The sequence below is a fragment of the Candidatus Flexifilum breve genome (assembly GCF_016713355.1).
In genome coordinates, this window is sequence record NZ_JADJPI010000016.1 from 120,035 (window position 1) to 131,247 (window position 11,213).

The 11,213-nt window shown below is 59.3% G+C and carries 18 protein-coding genes; 9 read left to right on the forward strand and 9 right to left on the reverse strand.

From position 1 onward, the window contains the following. Positions 1 to 199: 199 nt before the first annotated feature. Genes IPK17_RS15965 through IPK17_RS15980 form a run of 4 tightly spaced genes read left to right on the forward strand, consistent with a single transcriptional unit; the run spans position 200 to position 1,586 of the window. The gene (locus tag IPK17_RS15965) at positions 200 to 451 is read left to right on the forward strand and encodes a hypothetical protein (protein WP_343418682.1); all 252 of its coding nucleotides are present in this window, start codon (positions 200 to 202) and stop codon (positions 449 to 451) included. Between the two features lie 11 nt (positions 452 to 462). Beyond that, positions 463 to 945 carry a hypothetical protein gene (locus IPK17_RS15970; protein WP_343418683.1) on the forward strand — a complete coding sequence of 161 codons (483 nt, stop codon included), beginning with the start codon at positions 463 to 465 and terminating at the stop codon, positions 943 to 945. Between the two features lie 3 nt (positions 946 to 948). Beyond that, on the forward strand, positions 949 to 1,365 hold the full coding sequence (locus IPK17_RS15975) for a hypothetical protein (protein WP_343418684.1): 417 nt from the start codon (positions 949 to 951) through the stop codon (positions 1,363 to 1,365). A gap of 11 nt (positions 1,366 to 1,376) precedes the next feature. Further along, entirely contained in the window at positions 1,377 to 1,586 is a 210-nt protein-coding gene (locus IPK17_RS15980) for a helix-hairpin-helix domain-containing protein (protein ID WP_343418685.1), read from the forward strand. A gap of 11 nt (positions 1,587 to 1,597) precedes the next feature. Here IPK17_RS15980 and IPK17_RS15985 read toward each other — a convergent pair whose 3' ends face one another. The 7 genes from IPK17_RS15985 to IPK17_RS16015 all read right to left on the reverse strand — a co-directional run bounded on the left by IPK17_RS15985 (position 1,598) and on the right by IPK17_RS16015 (position 6,115). Then, positions 1,598 to 2,065, reverse strand: coding sequence for a ClbS/DfsB family four-helix bundle protein (locus tag IPK17_RS15985; protein WP_343418686.1), 468 nt, complete (start codon positions 2,063 to 2,065; stop codon positions 1,598 to 1,600). Between the two features lie 11 nt (positions 2,066 to 2,076). Then, entirely contained in the window at positions 2,077 to 2,562 is a 486-nt protein-coding gene (locus tag IPK17_RS15990; protein WP_343418687.1) for a PaaI family thioesterase, read from the reverse strand. A 26-nt stretch (positions 2,563 to 2,588) separates the two neighbouring features. Beyond that, positions 2,589 to 3,446, reverse strand: a complete 858-nt coding sequence (locus tag IPK17_RS15995; protein WP_343418688.1) for a DMT family transporter — start codon at positions 3,444 to 3,446, stop codon at positions 2,589 to 2,591. A 4-nt stretch (positions 3,447 to 3,450) separates the two neighbouring features. Beyond that, the gene (locus tag IPK17_RS16000; protein WP_343418689.1) at positions 3,451 to 4,044 is read right to left on the reverse strand and encodes a DJ-1/PfpI family protein; all 594 of its coding nucleotides are present in this window, start codon (positions 4,042 to 4,044) and stop codon (positions 3,451 to 3,453) included. Positions 4,045 to 4,133: 89 nt separating this feature from the next. Then, positions 4,134 to 4,454 carry an AzlD domain-containing protein gene (locus tag IPK17_RS16005; protein ID WP_343418690.1) on the reverse strand — a complete coding sequence of 107 codons (321 nt, stop codon included), beginning with the start codon at positions 4,452 to 4,454 and terminating at the stop codon, positions 4,134 to 4,136. Between the two features lie 80 nt (positions 4,455 to 4,534). Then, positions 4,535 to 5,305: an AzlC family ABC transporter permease gene (locus tag IPK17_RS16010; RefSeq protein ID WP_343418691.1), complete on the reverse strand. Its 771-nt coding sequence runs from the start codon at positions 5,303 to 5,305 to the stop codon at positions 4,535 to 4,537. Positions 5,306 to 5,545: 240 nt separating this feature from the next. Next, positions 5,546 to 6,115 carry a pyridoxamine 5'-phosphate oxidase family protein gene (locus IPK17_RS16015; protein WP_343418692.1) on the reverse strand — a complete coding sequence of 190 codons (570 nt, stop codon included), beginning with the start codon at positions 6,113 to 6,115 and terminating at the stop codon, positions 5,546 to 5,548. A 113-nt stretch (positions 6,116 to 6,228) separates the two neighbouring features. On the opposite strand from IPK17_RS16015, the gene IPK17_RS16020 reads away from it, so the two are divergent. From IPK17_RS16020 to IPK17_RS16035, 4 genes are all read left to right on the forward strand, one after another. Beyond that, entirely contained in the window at positions 6,229 to 7,068 is an 840-nt protein-coding gene (locus IPK17_RS16020; RefSeq protein WP_343418693.1) for a hypothetical protein, read from the forward strand. A gap of 147 nt (positions 7,069 to 7,215) precedes the next feature. Next, a complete protein-coding gene (locus tag IPK17_RS16025) occupies positions 7,216 to 7,560 on the forward strand; it encodes a hypothetical protein (RefSeq protein ID WP_343418694.1) in 345 nt (114 codons plus the stop codon). Continuing rightward, positions 7,544 to 8,689 carry an AAA ATPase domain-containing protein gene (locus IPK17_RS16030; protein WP_343418695.1) on the forward strand — a complete coding sequence of 382 codons (1,146 nt, stop codon included), beginning with the start codon at positions 7,544 to 7,546 and terminating at the stop codon, positions 8,687 to 8,689. Before IPK17_RS16025 ends, IPK17_RS16030 begins: the two co-directional genes overlap by 17 nt. Before the next feature lie 163 nt (positions 8,690 to 8,852). Continuing rightward, positions 8,853 to 9,035, forward strand: a complete 183-nt coding sequence (locus tag IPK17_RS16035) for a hypothetical protein (protein WP_343418696.1) — start codon at positions 8,853 to 8,855, stop codon at positions 9,033 to 9,035. 317 nt (positions 9,036 to 9,352) lie between these two features. Here the strand turns inward: IPK17_RS16035 and IPK17_RS16040 are convergent, their stop codons facing one another. Both IPK17_RS16040 and IPK17_RS16045 read right to left on the reverse strand, forming a co-directional pair. Beyond that, positions 9,353 to 9,661, reverse strand: a complete 309-nt coding sequence (locus IPK17_RS16040) for a hypothetical protein (protein ID WP_343418697.1) — start codon at positions 9,659 to 9,661, stop codon at positions 9,353 to 9,355. A 238-nt stretch (positions 9,662 to 9,899) separates the two neighbouring features. Further along, positions 9,900 to 10,259 (reverse strand): MarR family winged helix-turn-helix transcriptional regulator, encoded by a 360-nt coding sequence (locus IPK17_RS16045; protein WP_343418698.1) that lies wholly within the window; start codon positions 10,257 to 10,259, stop codon positions 9,900 to 9,902. A gap of 475 nt (positions 10,260 to 10,734) precedes the next feature. On the opposite strand from IPK17_RS16045, the gene IPK17_RS16050 reads away from it, so the two are divergent. Beyond that, positions 10,735 to 11,213 (forward strand): hypothetical protein (locus IPK17_RS16050; RefSeq protein ID WP_502748841.1); only part of this gene is annotated, 479 nt, incomplete at its 3' end.

Genomic DNA, 11,213 nt, shown 5'->3' on the forward strand with positions numbered 1-11,213 from the left:
TACTTGACAGTTTGTGTATAGATGTACAATTTGAGATCTATTGACTAAGTCAAATAAAGTTACGAGTTTGACTTATGATATCAAGTTTTGCATCCCTGATTTATGTCAAAAACGAGTTTCTTTTTACGGAAAGTCTAGACATTTTTTGCCAGCAATCTGTCTTGTGACGAAGTGATGAACTCTACTTGGAGTATGGAAAATGCCGGAAATCCTAGAACTTTTGACCTTGCCGGATGGGACAGTCCTTCGCGGTTATGAAATTGATTTTGAATCAGTGAAAGAAACTTGGTCAGAATATCGGTTAGCGGATGGGACCAAGGTACGTACAAAACACACAATGCTCAAGGTATATCGTTTAGTTACCGAGACTGACGAGCCACTATACAACGAGATTGGAGAGCCGCAGGTCTTTATAAATGGTAGCATGGCCGTGGTTGCTTCCAAAGGCTAGGAGAAAAACAAATGAACCTTCAAGCCAATTATAACTACAGAGCCGCAAAACCTATCGTTCCAAGGAACTCGGAGCAACCTACGGTGTATATTTCGTTTTCCAATCATGTCGAATACGTTGAAGGCTATTCATTCCATTTGCCGAATGTACTTGGTAGTCAAATAACAGGACTCACTTACACGGCGTTTTACCGAGATGCAGTGCTGCCATACTCTCTAGAGAATCTTACACGAGCAGCAATTGAGCAGTTCTCAAGTAATCCCAAAGTTGCGGCAATATATGCTGCAATCGATAACAGTTCTGTGCAATTCTACGTATTTACTAGTAATGAAGTCTATGATGATGAACTGCTTGACAGTCTCATAGAGATAGAAAGCCGTTTGATGGATATGTTCCCCAACATTGACCAATCCTTCAGATTTGTTGCCTCAATTCTTGTAACCGCTCATCGAGAGGTGACAGGGAATGATGCATTCATGCTTTTTCAGAGATGATAAATGGTTGACAAAACATCGCATATTGCCCAAGCTCATCATAATCAGGATTTTGCTGATTTTGTCCTAAATCAGACCCCAGTTCATCGAGATTGGGCGATTACGGCAGCTTTCTACGCGGCAGTACATTTTACCGAAGCATGTTTTGCAGCTGTTCCTAGCATTCAACACACTGAGACGGCACCTGATCGAGGCAAGCTAGATAAACACGCGTATCGACAAGAGAAAATTCGTAAACTAGCACCGTCAGCGTATAAAAACTACCGCAAACTACGTGAAGCAAGTCAAGATCTGCGCTATCTTGATCCAACCAAGACACTGAGTACTTACTATACAGGTACAGTTGCGGAAGATTATGTGAGAGTTATATTGCCACAATTTCGCACACTGATGGAGACTAGTTTCAAAACTAAACTGTAAGGAAGCTTTTGTTGCCCAACCAACAACCTGACCAACCCACCGATTTGCCGAAGATTGGCGCGCCAGCGACGAATGCGCTCAATGGCGCGGGGTACTATCGCCTTGAACAGTTGACACACATCACCGAAGCCGAGCTCATGGCACTGCACGGCGTCGGGCCAAAGGCGGTGCGTATCCTCAAAGAAGCGCTGGCCGCCCGCGGATTAGCGTTGAAGGGGTAGGGATGGGGCGGCTACAGCCGCCCCGCCTGCTTGAGTTCGACGATATCCCGCGCATGGTCGCGCTCATGGATGATCGCGCCTTCGACGAACTGCGTCACGGTCTCGCTCGCCCACGGAAAGCGCACCAACTGCCCGTAGGCGTCGGCGGGGATGCTCTCCAGCCAGATTTTGAGCGCAAAGCGGTTGATTTCGCATTCCAGCTTCGCCCCCTCCATGGTCGCGCTCTGCCGCTCGGCGACGAACTGCGCGTTGGTCACATCCACGTTGACATACGGGTAGGGCGTCACCGGGATGCCCGCCACCGTGTCGCGGAAAATGGTGAACATCAGCGCGTCCCAGCCCGCCATGTGCGCGAAGAAATCGCGCTTGTTCCAACCGGGGTAGATTTCCAGCTGCGGATCAACAGCGGCTAGCAGCGCCCACAGGTGATCGCGCTCGGCGTCCAGCGCTTGCAATAATTCAGTTTTGTTAGCACTCATCAAAATCTCTCCTAAGGTGTCAAAATCGCGCAGGTCGAAACGCCGTGCGCGTACAGTTTGCCCGCTGCATCGACCATGCGCCCCTCGGCGGTGGCAATGCGCCGTCCCACGTTGATCGTCTGGGCTTCGGCGCGCAGCAGTCCGGTGTCCAGCGTGATCGGGCGGATGAAGTTGGTATTGCCGCTCACGGTCGTGTAGCCGACGCCCGCCTCCAGCATGGTCTGCACGGCGCAGCCTGTCGCCGAATCGAGGATGGTCATGGCCACGCCGCCGTGCACCAGCCCGATCGGGTTGTAGAGGAATTCGGCGGGCGTCACGGTGAACACGGCGCGCCCCGGCGCAACTTCGACGAGCGTCATGCCGAGCAGATAGGCGAAAGGCGGGCGAGGGATCTCCCCGTCGATCATCGCCTGCAAGAAGTCGAGTCCGCGCATGGTGCGGGCTTTCTCGGCGATGGGCAGCGGGTCGTGCCAGGTCACGGTGCGGGTACGATCCATGTGTTTCCCCTCCTTATATGTTTGCTCTACAGACTCACCAGCACGATGCCCGTGAAAATCAGCGCCACGCCGAGCCACTGCGATTTGTGCAGGCGTTCGTGCAGCAAATACGCCGCAAGCACGACGGTCACGGTGGTGTAGAGGGAGGAGAGGACCGTCACAATCGAGACCGCGCCGAGCGCCGTGCCGCTCAGAATAGCGATGTAGGCGGTAGTGTCGCACACGCCGATCAGGAGCACGCGCCCGAGGTCATGTTTGCGCGGGACGGTCAGCGGATGGCGGATGAGCAGCGCAATGCTGCCGAGCACGACGATGGTCAGCGCGCGGATGATGAATACGGGCAGAATGCCGCCGAGATACGGCGTCACGTAGAAGCCGAACAGCCAGAAGACGAGGGCGTAACCGACCGCGCCCGTGATCGCCCACGAGACGCCGCGGCGCACGTTGCGCTGCTGCAAGGCTTCCGGGTTGATGACGAAGGCGGTCAGCATCACGCCGACAACTGCCGACAGCACGCCGAGCACGCGCACGGCGGGCAGGCGTTCGCCGCTGATGAAGGCGAACACGGCAGTCAGCGCGCCATAGCTGGCCGTGATCGGGGAGACGACCGCCATCAGGCCTATCTCGAAGGCGCGGTACAGGCAGAACGAACTGACAATGTTGAGCAGCGCCGCCGCGACCGCCGCCACATAGACGATGGTCGGCTGGGCCTCCAGCGTGAAGAATAAGCCGGTCGCCAGCGCGTACAGCCCCACGGTGATGAAGCCCACAAACTGCGTGAAAAACAGCGTGCGAAAGCTGCCCATCTGGCGGGAGGCCAGCCCCGCGAGGAAATCCGCGCCGCCCCAGCCAATGGCGGACGTCAAACCGAGAATGATTTCCATGAGATCAGCCGGGCTGCCAGTAGTCGTATTCGATATAGCGGGCGGTCTGCCGCGCCACGTCTTCGCCGAGCAGTCGCTGCACCATATGGAAGGCCATGTCGATGCCCGCCGACACGCCCGCCGAGGTCACGACGTGCCCATTATCGACATAGCGCACGTCACGCAGCACGGTGATGGTCGGGTTATTGGCGGCCAGTTCATCCAGACTGCCGAAATGGGTGGTTGCCTGTAGTCCGTCGAGGATGCCTGCCGCGGCGAGGACACGGGTCCCGGTGCAGACCGACAGTGTGAACTCCGTACGCTGATCCTGCGCTTTGACCCACGCGATCAGCCGTTCGCTCTTGGCCGCCTTACGTGATCCACTCCCGCCGGGGATGATCAGGATGTCGGGCGGCGGGCAGGTATCGATAGTGTAGTCGGGCACGATGGTCAGCGGGTTGGCCGCGCGGATCGGCCCGGCGGTCTCTGCGACCGTATAGACGTTGAACGGCGGATTGGCTTCCAAGACCGTGTTCACCGAGGCGAACACTTCCAGCGGCCCGGCGAAGTCGAGCACTTCGACGGTTTCAAAGAGTAAGATCGCGATGTTGCGCGTCATGCAGGTTGATCCTTATTCCACAAAAACCTCACCCGGCGCATCGCGTTTGACTCCCTCTCCTAGAGGAGAGGGGCGGGGGTGAGGTTTAGCTAGACGTTGAAGATGGCGCGGTACGCCAGCAGGGTGATCATGCCGATGACGACGGTCAAAAGCAAGTTCTTGCTGCGCCAGGCCACCAGCGCCGAGACAATGCCCGCCACCAGAAACGGATTCGCCGGGCTGAGCGCGATTTCGCCTTTAGGCATGATCACCGACGGCACGATGATCGCCGCGAGGACGGCGGGCGGCACATAGCGCAGCGCTTTAAACAGGCGGTCGGGCAGGGAAATCTTGCCGACCAGTTCCAGCAGCGGGTAGCGGATGAGGAAGGTCACCAGCGCCATCCCCGCCACGAGCAAAACTTCGTTCATACAGACTCCAACAACAAAAGATCAAGATTCAACGCAAAGACGCGAAGGCGGAAAGGCGCAAAGGAGTGGTAGATGAAAACTTACTTTGCGTCTTCGCGTCTTTGCGTCTTTGCGTTAAGTAGCTCTTCTTTATTTTCTTCTTGCAGACCTTCGGCAATGACCCCGGCCAGCACGCCGGCGAGCGCCGCGATGATCAAGCCGATATTGTTGGGCAGGGTGGAGGTGAGCACGGCCACTATCCCGCCCACCAGCGCCGCGGCGAGGACTGGGCGCTGCTTGAGCGTCGGGATCAGCATGCCGATGAATGTCACCGTGAGCGCGAAATCGAGGCCGAGGTTGGTGAGTTGATCGCGGTCGACGGTGCTGGCGGCGATGATGCCGATCCACGTGAAGATTTGCCAGTTCACATACAGCGCCAGCGCCGCGCCGAGAAAATACCAGTGTTTGTGCGGCGAGTCATCCGGTTCGTTGTAGCGGTTAATCACCGTGAAGAAGGCCTCATCGGTGAGCAGGAAGCCGAGCACGATCAGCCAGCGGCGCGGCAAATGCTTGACATAGGGCGCGAGCGTCGTGCTGTACAGCGCGTGGCGCAGATTCACGACGAACGTGGTCAGCCAGATGATGGGGAGCGTTGCCCCGCTGGCGACCAGATTCACGCCGATGAACTGCGATGATCCGGCGAACACGAACGCCGATAGGGCGACTGCCGCCAGCGGCGACAGGCCGCTCAAAATGGCGACCGCGCCGAAAATCACGCCGAAGGGCGCGGCCCCGACGATCATCGGGATCATCAGGCGCGTGCCTCGCCAGAATTCGCGCGTGGGGGTAGATGTTTGGGATTTAACGGTCATAAGAACTCAAGGAAAAGACCAGTAATGTATGTATGATGTTCGCCGACCAAATGTGACGCACGCGCCTTAGAGGGTGTCCAATCAGCCCCTCAACCCCCGACCCCTTCTCCCACGCAAGCGGGGAGAAGGGGAGAAAAGTCGCTTTTGTCCCTCTCCCCGCTTGCGTGGGAGAGGGCTTGCGGAGCAAGCAGGGTGAGGGGCGCGTGAATGCCTCTTTTTGACACCCTCTTTAGCATGTCCCTACGAAGACAGTTCACCGTGCTGTCCGTAGAAGAACGCGCCGGGAAACTCGTCCTCGACCTGCTTGCGCTTGCCGCTCCACGAGTCGATGCTGATCTGGAAGACGCTCGTACGTTTCAGCTCGTCCAGCGTGATCGGACGGTAGTCGCGGCCCGACTGCAAGTGCGGGAAGTACTTGTCGAGCAGCATCTGCAAGGCGCGTTCGGCCTGTTCCCCTTCGATCATCGTGGCGCGCCCGAATACCACCACGCCGGAATACTCCACGCTGAATTCCAGCGCTTCGTCGGCGGGCAGCAAGCGCCCCATGTCACTCACGCTGAAGCATACCTTGGCATCGCCTTCGACGTTGGCGCGGGTGCGCCCGACCTGCGCGGTATGTGTATAAATTGCCTGATTTTGCGCGTCATACACGAACAGGTTGCTGTTGATAAATGGCTGGCCTTCGTGGACGGTGGCGAGCGTGCCAATCGGCGCGTGAGTGAGCATTTCGGCGATCCACGCTTCGTCGGTGACCGCGCGATCCGAGCGGCGCACCTGATTCGGTGGGAGGGCAGCATAATCTCTGGACATCGTTTTACCCTGTTTCGTGTTATAACAAAGAGAGTACCCAAAACGTACTCCGCCTTAGTGCCAAATAAGACCGCGCCCGATGATCGTTGCCAGAGAAGCGTGTAGAAGGTAAGATGATGGCTGTAACAGATATTCGCTCCGCAAAACTGGTCGATATTCCGGTCATTCAGCGTCTGGTTGAAAAGGGAACGATCCTCGACAGTGAACTCGCCTGCACACGTGAGGCTATCAGCCAGCACATGCTGACGAATTTGCTGCCGCATCGGAACGTTGTGACGCTGGTCGGAAGAGTCGATCACCTGCGGATTGCTGGACAATTTCGTTTGAAAGCGGATGAACATCTGGCGCAAATGCTGTATATCGCGCCCGATTTGAACGAAGCGCACGGGGATACCGCGTGGCTCGAACTGGTCGATTCGATGGCCTTCGAAGCGGGTCGCCGAGGCGCGCACATGCTGACAGGCGAAGTTGACGAAGACGGCACGTTGTTCACCACGCTGCGCACCGCTGGCTTTGCGGTCTATGCGCGGCAGGAAGTGTGGCGTCGTCCCGCTGGTTATGCCGTGCCCGATCATATCACCCCCGCCGAACTCCAACCCGAAACCGATGCCGACGCGATGGAAGTCCAACTGCTGTACTGCAACATCGTGCCGCGTCTGGTGCAGCCGGTGGCTGTGCCGTCGAGTGAAAGTCAGGGGTATGTGTATCGCGGGGCGAATGATCGCATTCAGGGGTATGTCGCCGTGAGCGAAGGTCGCAGCGGGATCTACGTGATGCCGTTCCTGCATCCGGATATTCCGTATCACAGCGCCGCGTCGATTCTCGCGGGGGCGATGGCGCGGGTGAACCGCGCGGACAAATTGCCCGTATATATCTGTGTGCGTCGTTTTCAGGATTGGCTGGAAGAAGGTCTCGCCGACCTGGGCTTCGAGCCGTATAGCAGCAGGCGCTGATGGTGCGGCATATTGCGGCTGGCATCCGCCAGTCCGTGTTCACGCCGCTGAAGCAGGCGTTAGAGGTTGTGCCTGGCGGCTGTGCGCCCGCCCACAACCCCCCATCTCAAAGTCGGTTTTGGATCAAGGAGAATAGCAGTCTTCAATATGGAACGTCGTATAACAGACGACCTAGACAAGCTCAAGCAAGTCTTGCCTCCTCACATCAACCGCAAACTTGACGAGCTCGGTCGGGCAGATGATTTGCTCGAAGTCGTTCTCGACTTGGGGCGCATCCCGACCGCCCGCTACATCACCGGGGAAGTTCTCCTTTCGGAACATGAAGTCACCCGTGGCGAACTCGATGCCGTCGTCGATGGCATCGGCACGTTTGACGCGGATAACCGCGCTGGCATGGAACGCACGCTGCATCGCATTTCCGCGATCCGCAACCGCCGCCATGAAGTTGTCGGCCTGACGTGCCGCGTCGGGCGCCGTGTACGGCACGATTGACATTCTGCAAGACCTCGTCGAATCCGGGCAGAACATTCTGCTGCTCGGCCCGCCCGGTGTCGGCAAGACGACGATTCTGCGCGAAGCCGCCCGCGTGTTGGCGGACAGCAAGCGCGTGATCATTGTAGATACGTCAAACGAAATCGGCGGGGATGGCGATGTGCCGCACCCGGCGGTCGGACGCGCCCGCCGGATGCAGGTATCAGTGCCGGATCGCCAGCACGAGGTCATGATCGAAGCGGTCGAAAACCACAATCCCGAAGTCATCGTCATTGACGAAATCGGGCGTGAGTTGGAAGCGACCGCGGCGCGCACGATTGCCGAACGCGGCGTGCAGTTGATCGGTACGGCACACGGCAACGCGCTCGACAACCTGCTGCTCAACCCGACGCTTTCCGATCTCGTCGGCGGTATTCAGGCGGTCACGCTCTCCGACGAGGAAGCGCGGCGGCGCGGCACGCAGAAAACGGTGCTGGAACGGCGCGCTCCACCGACGTTTGATGTGCTGGTGGAAATCCAGACGCGTGACCGCATGGCGATTCACGAAGATGTCGCCGCGGCGGTTGATGCCGTGCTGCGCGAACGGCCGCTCCCGATTGAACTGCGCTATCGCAACGAGTCCGGCGAAGTGCTGATCGAACAGCAGATGCCGGAAGTCCGCACGATTGCCGAACGCAACACCCGGTCGAGCAGCGCCAACGGCGAACGGCAGTCCGCGCGCAACGGTAAAGAAGGTCGCCGCCGCTCCGACGCTTACGAGCGCAGCCCCGCCGTCTATGACCGCCCGCCGGAACGCACGCCCGCCGAAAATCGCAGCGGCAAGCCGATGGTCGTGTACGCTTACGGCGTGGCGCGAAATCGCTTGCAGCAGGCGGCGCGGCGTTTGCATCTGCCACTGACACTGGTGGATGAGCCGGGGCAGGTGGATATGATCGTCACGCTCAAGAACTACTACCGCCGCCGTCCCAAGCTGATCGTGGATGCGGAACGCCGCGGCACGCCGATCCATGTGCTGCGCGCGATTACCGTCTCGCAGATGGAAAACTTCCTCATGGACGTGTTCGGTCACGAACCGCGTGAGGGCGTGAGCATGGCGGACGATCCTGTACGCGGACGATTAAAACCCTGAATCCGTAGGGGCAGACCCCATGTCTGCCCGTCTTCCACTCGCCGGGCCAGGGGGGATTAGCGCCGGCCCCCTGTCACGAACGGGGTAGGCGGACGGATGGTTCGCCTTTTGATCTGTTTTGGATACTCCAAACGCCAGATCCCTCACGCTTTGCGATCTCTCCGTGTCCCACCCACGCCGCGCCGACGACCAACCACGCCGGATCGTCATTTGCTCCGTGCTGCATCGGCGATGTGGTGCTCGGCACGGCGACCTTGTTGCCGCGCCGCGCTTCCCGGACGCACAGACTTACCACTGGGCGGTGGGGCGCTGGTCGCCGCCGCGCTCGACGAGCATAATCTGCTGATGACCTTGCTGGACACGAGGACGGGGCGCTCCCGGTGCACTCAGTCGATTCGCTGCAGGCATTCGCGCGCCAACTGCGCGCCTGAGGAAGTTCGATCTCGCGGTGTCGCTGGTGCGCTCCGTGGATGAGTGTCGCCGTGCGCAATGGCGGGTATCCGTACCGTGCCGGAATCGACAGCGCCGGACGCGGTCTGGGTTACCAACATCCGGCGCGGATTAACCCGCGCAAATTCGCCATGAAGCCGAGATCCATCTCAGGTGCCGTGCGCCGCGGGATCGAAACTGGCGGACTGCTAGGCGAATGTCCTGGTGCGCGAGTCAGGTCAGTGGCGAGAAGCCGTACATCGTGACCAACCCGGCAGGCGGCGCAACCCCGGCATGATGATGGATAGCAAGCGCTGCCGCCCGCAAGGTTGGCAGAACTGGCGACCGCCTCGCGCACGCAGTCAAGGCCGAGATGATTGTGATTGCGGGAAAGATGATCAGCCGCTGGTGAAACGGTGAGCGCGCATCTGGGATCACCAACCGCCCGCCGGTTCGTCGGCGTGCTGACCATTTCGACCAGATCGCAGCCGCGCTGGCGAAGGGGGCGCGGGTGTACATCGGCAAGACAAAGGGCTGACGCATCTGCGGCGCGGCAGCGGGCGCAAACGGTGATGATCCTACGCCCGACCGACCCGGAAACGCTACGCGCCGTTCACGCCGGGACTCAATGCGCTGTGGAAGCCCGCTGCCGTCGCGCAGACGGGCGTGGCGGCTGGCGTTGCCGACGCGGATTGGGACCTTGCGCGCGACGGGATCAGCGTAAGAACGAGGCTGAACGCCAGATCCGCAAATTTCTCGACATCAACCGCGTGCTCAGCAGCTATTCCGCGGCCAGATTAGCCAGCGAACGCTGCAGCAGGTTACGCAGCACGAAGGCGCTGTTCGTCGGGATCGACCGCGCAGCATGTTCATCTCCAGCGATCCACGCCGCGTTGACATGGGTGTGCAGATTGCGGCTGGTGTCGGTGAGGTACACGCAGGAGACGCGCGCATCGGCAGCATCTGCCCGCCGTTCGACCAACCCGCCGCGCTCCATGCGGGTGAGCATCTTGGTCACGGTCGGCGGTTCGACGCACAGCGCACCGCCAACTGGCTCTGCGATAGGCCGTCTTCTTCCCACAGCCGCGCGAGAGATCATTTCCTGCCCGACAGCAAACCCATCGCGTTCAAGCCCACGCATCCGCCTGACCAGCGGTGGCTTTTGCACAACGCAGCAAATAGCCGACACTCTCGCGGATCTCGCTCATAGGTCACCCGGTTGGTTAGCCACCGCCTAAGCGCTTCTACTCGCATTTTGCTGGCGGCTGTCCAGCCCCCAGCGCGCGGTCTGGATTGTCAAGATATTTAAACTCGCTTGCGCCGCCGGGATAAAGCGTGTATAACGGCCTGTTGTATCAATTCACGCCGTAGTGTCCGCGAAAATTCTGTTTGTCGCGTCTCTGCATCATCCCGAAGAACTCCGTGCCGCCATCGCGCAAACGCCATCCTGAGCGCGTCCACCGATTTTCCGCCGAGCATGTCCCAGCGATTTCACAGGAAGGAAGGCGCTGATCAAGCGCGGGCACGCAACTCGATGTACTGACGCAACCTGCCACGAATCCGCAAGACGCAGAGGCTTACAGCGAAGGCGCTGACGCCGGGCAAGCAGCTGTTCAATGCGGCGCTCAATCGCATCCACGGCTCAACCCGGATGGGCGGCGCAAAACATGAGTTTGCTCGCTAAAGCCCGCCTTCCGCCCCGATGTGCGCTGTGGATGGTGGGGGACAACGCGGTGATCGTGCCAGAAACGCTGGCAGGCGATCAAACGCGAGCTCGGCTGCAAGTTGATCTGCCTGCGGCGTCGCCGATTGTCTTCTCGCAGCCGATCGATAATACAAGACGTCGGCGCGGCAGTCGGATCTTGCTCGCCAGCGACTACTATCACGGCATGCAGTGGTTGGAACTCGGCGCCAAGCGCATGGAATATCTCCCGCTGTCCGCCGCGACCCCGACTTTCATCACGCATATGCGCTCACCGACGAGGAGCGCCGCCGTTGCCCCTGCGATATCGCCTTCGTGGGAACAACTCGTGCCACGATCATTTGTACAACCGCCGCGATGCAGGCGCTCAGAAACGCCTTGCGCGAGTTCGAT

Coding starts and splice junctions, on each gene's coding strand:
- IPK17_RS16000 (WP_343418689.1), bottom strand. CDS start 4,044: ATGACGCGCAACATCGCGATCTTACTCTTTGAAACCGTCGAAGTGCTC.
- IPK17_RS15990 (WP_343418687.1), bottom strand. CDS start 2,562: ATGGATCGTACCCGCACCGTGACCTGGCACGACCCGCTGCCCATCGCC.
- IPK17_RS15995 (WP_343418688.1), bottom strand. CDS start 3,446: ATGGAAATCATTCTCGGTTTGACGTCCGCCATTGGCTGGGGCGGCGCG.
- IPK17_RS16020 (WP_343418693.1), top strand. CDS start 6,229: ATGATGGCTGTAACAGATATTCGCTCCGCAAAACTGGTCGATATTCCG.
- IPK17_RS15965 (WP_343418682.1), top strand. CDS start 200: ATGCCGGAAATCCTAGAACTTTTGACCTTGCCGGATGGGACAGTCCTT.
- IPK17_RS16045 (WP_343418698.1), bottom strand. CDS start 10,259: ATGCGTGGGCTTGAACGCGATGGGTTTGCTGTCGGGCAGGAAATGATC.
- IPK17_RS15985 (WP_343418686.1), bottom strand. CDS start 2,065: ATGAGTGCTAACAAAACTGAATTATTGCAAGCGCTGGACGCCGAGCGC.
- IPK17_RS15970 (WP_343418683.1), top strand. CDS start 463: ATGAACCTTCAAGCCAATTATAACTACAGAGCCGCAAAACCTATCGTT.
- IPK17_RS16015 (WP_343418692.1), bottom strand. CDS start 6,115: ATGTCCAGAGATTATGCTGCCCTCCCACCGAATCAGGTGCGCCGCTCG.
- IPK17_RS16040 (WP_343418697.1), bottom strand. CDS start 9,661: ATGCGTCAGCCCTTTGTCTTGCCGATGTACACCCGCGCCCCCTTCGCC.
- IPK17_RS16005 (WP_343418690.1), bottom strand. CDS start 4,454: ATGAACGAAGTTTTGCTCGTGGCGGGGATGGCGCTGGTGACCTTCCTC.
- IPK17_RS16025 (WP_343418694.1), top strand. CDS start 7,216: ATGGAACGTCGTATAACAGACGACCTAGACAAGCTCAAGCAAGTCTTG.
- IPK17_RS15975 (WP_343418684.1), top strand. CDS start 949: ATGGTTGACAAAACATCGCATATTGCCCAAGCTCATCATAATCAGGAT.
- IPK17_RS16010 (WP_343418691.1), bottom strand. CDS start 5,305: ATGACCGTTAAATCCCAAACATCTACCCCCACGCGCGAATTCTGGCGA.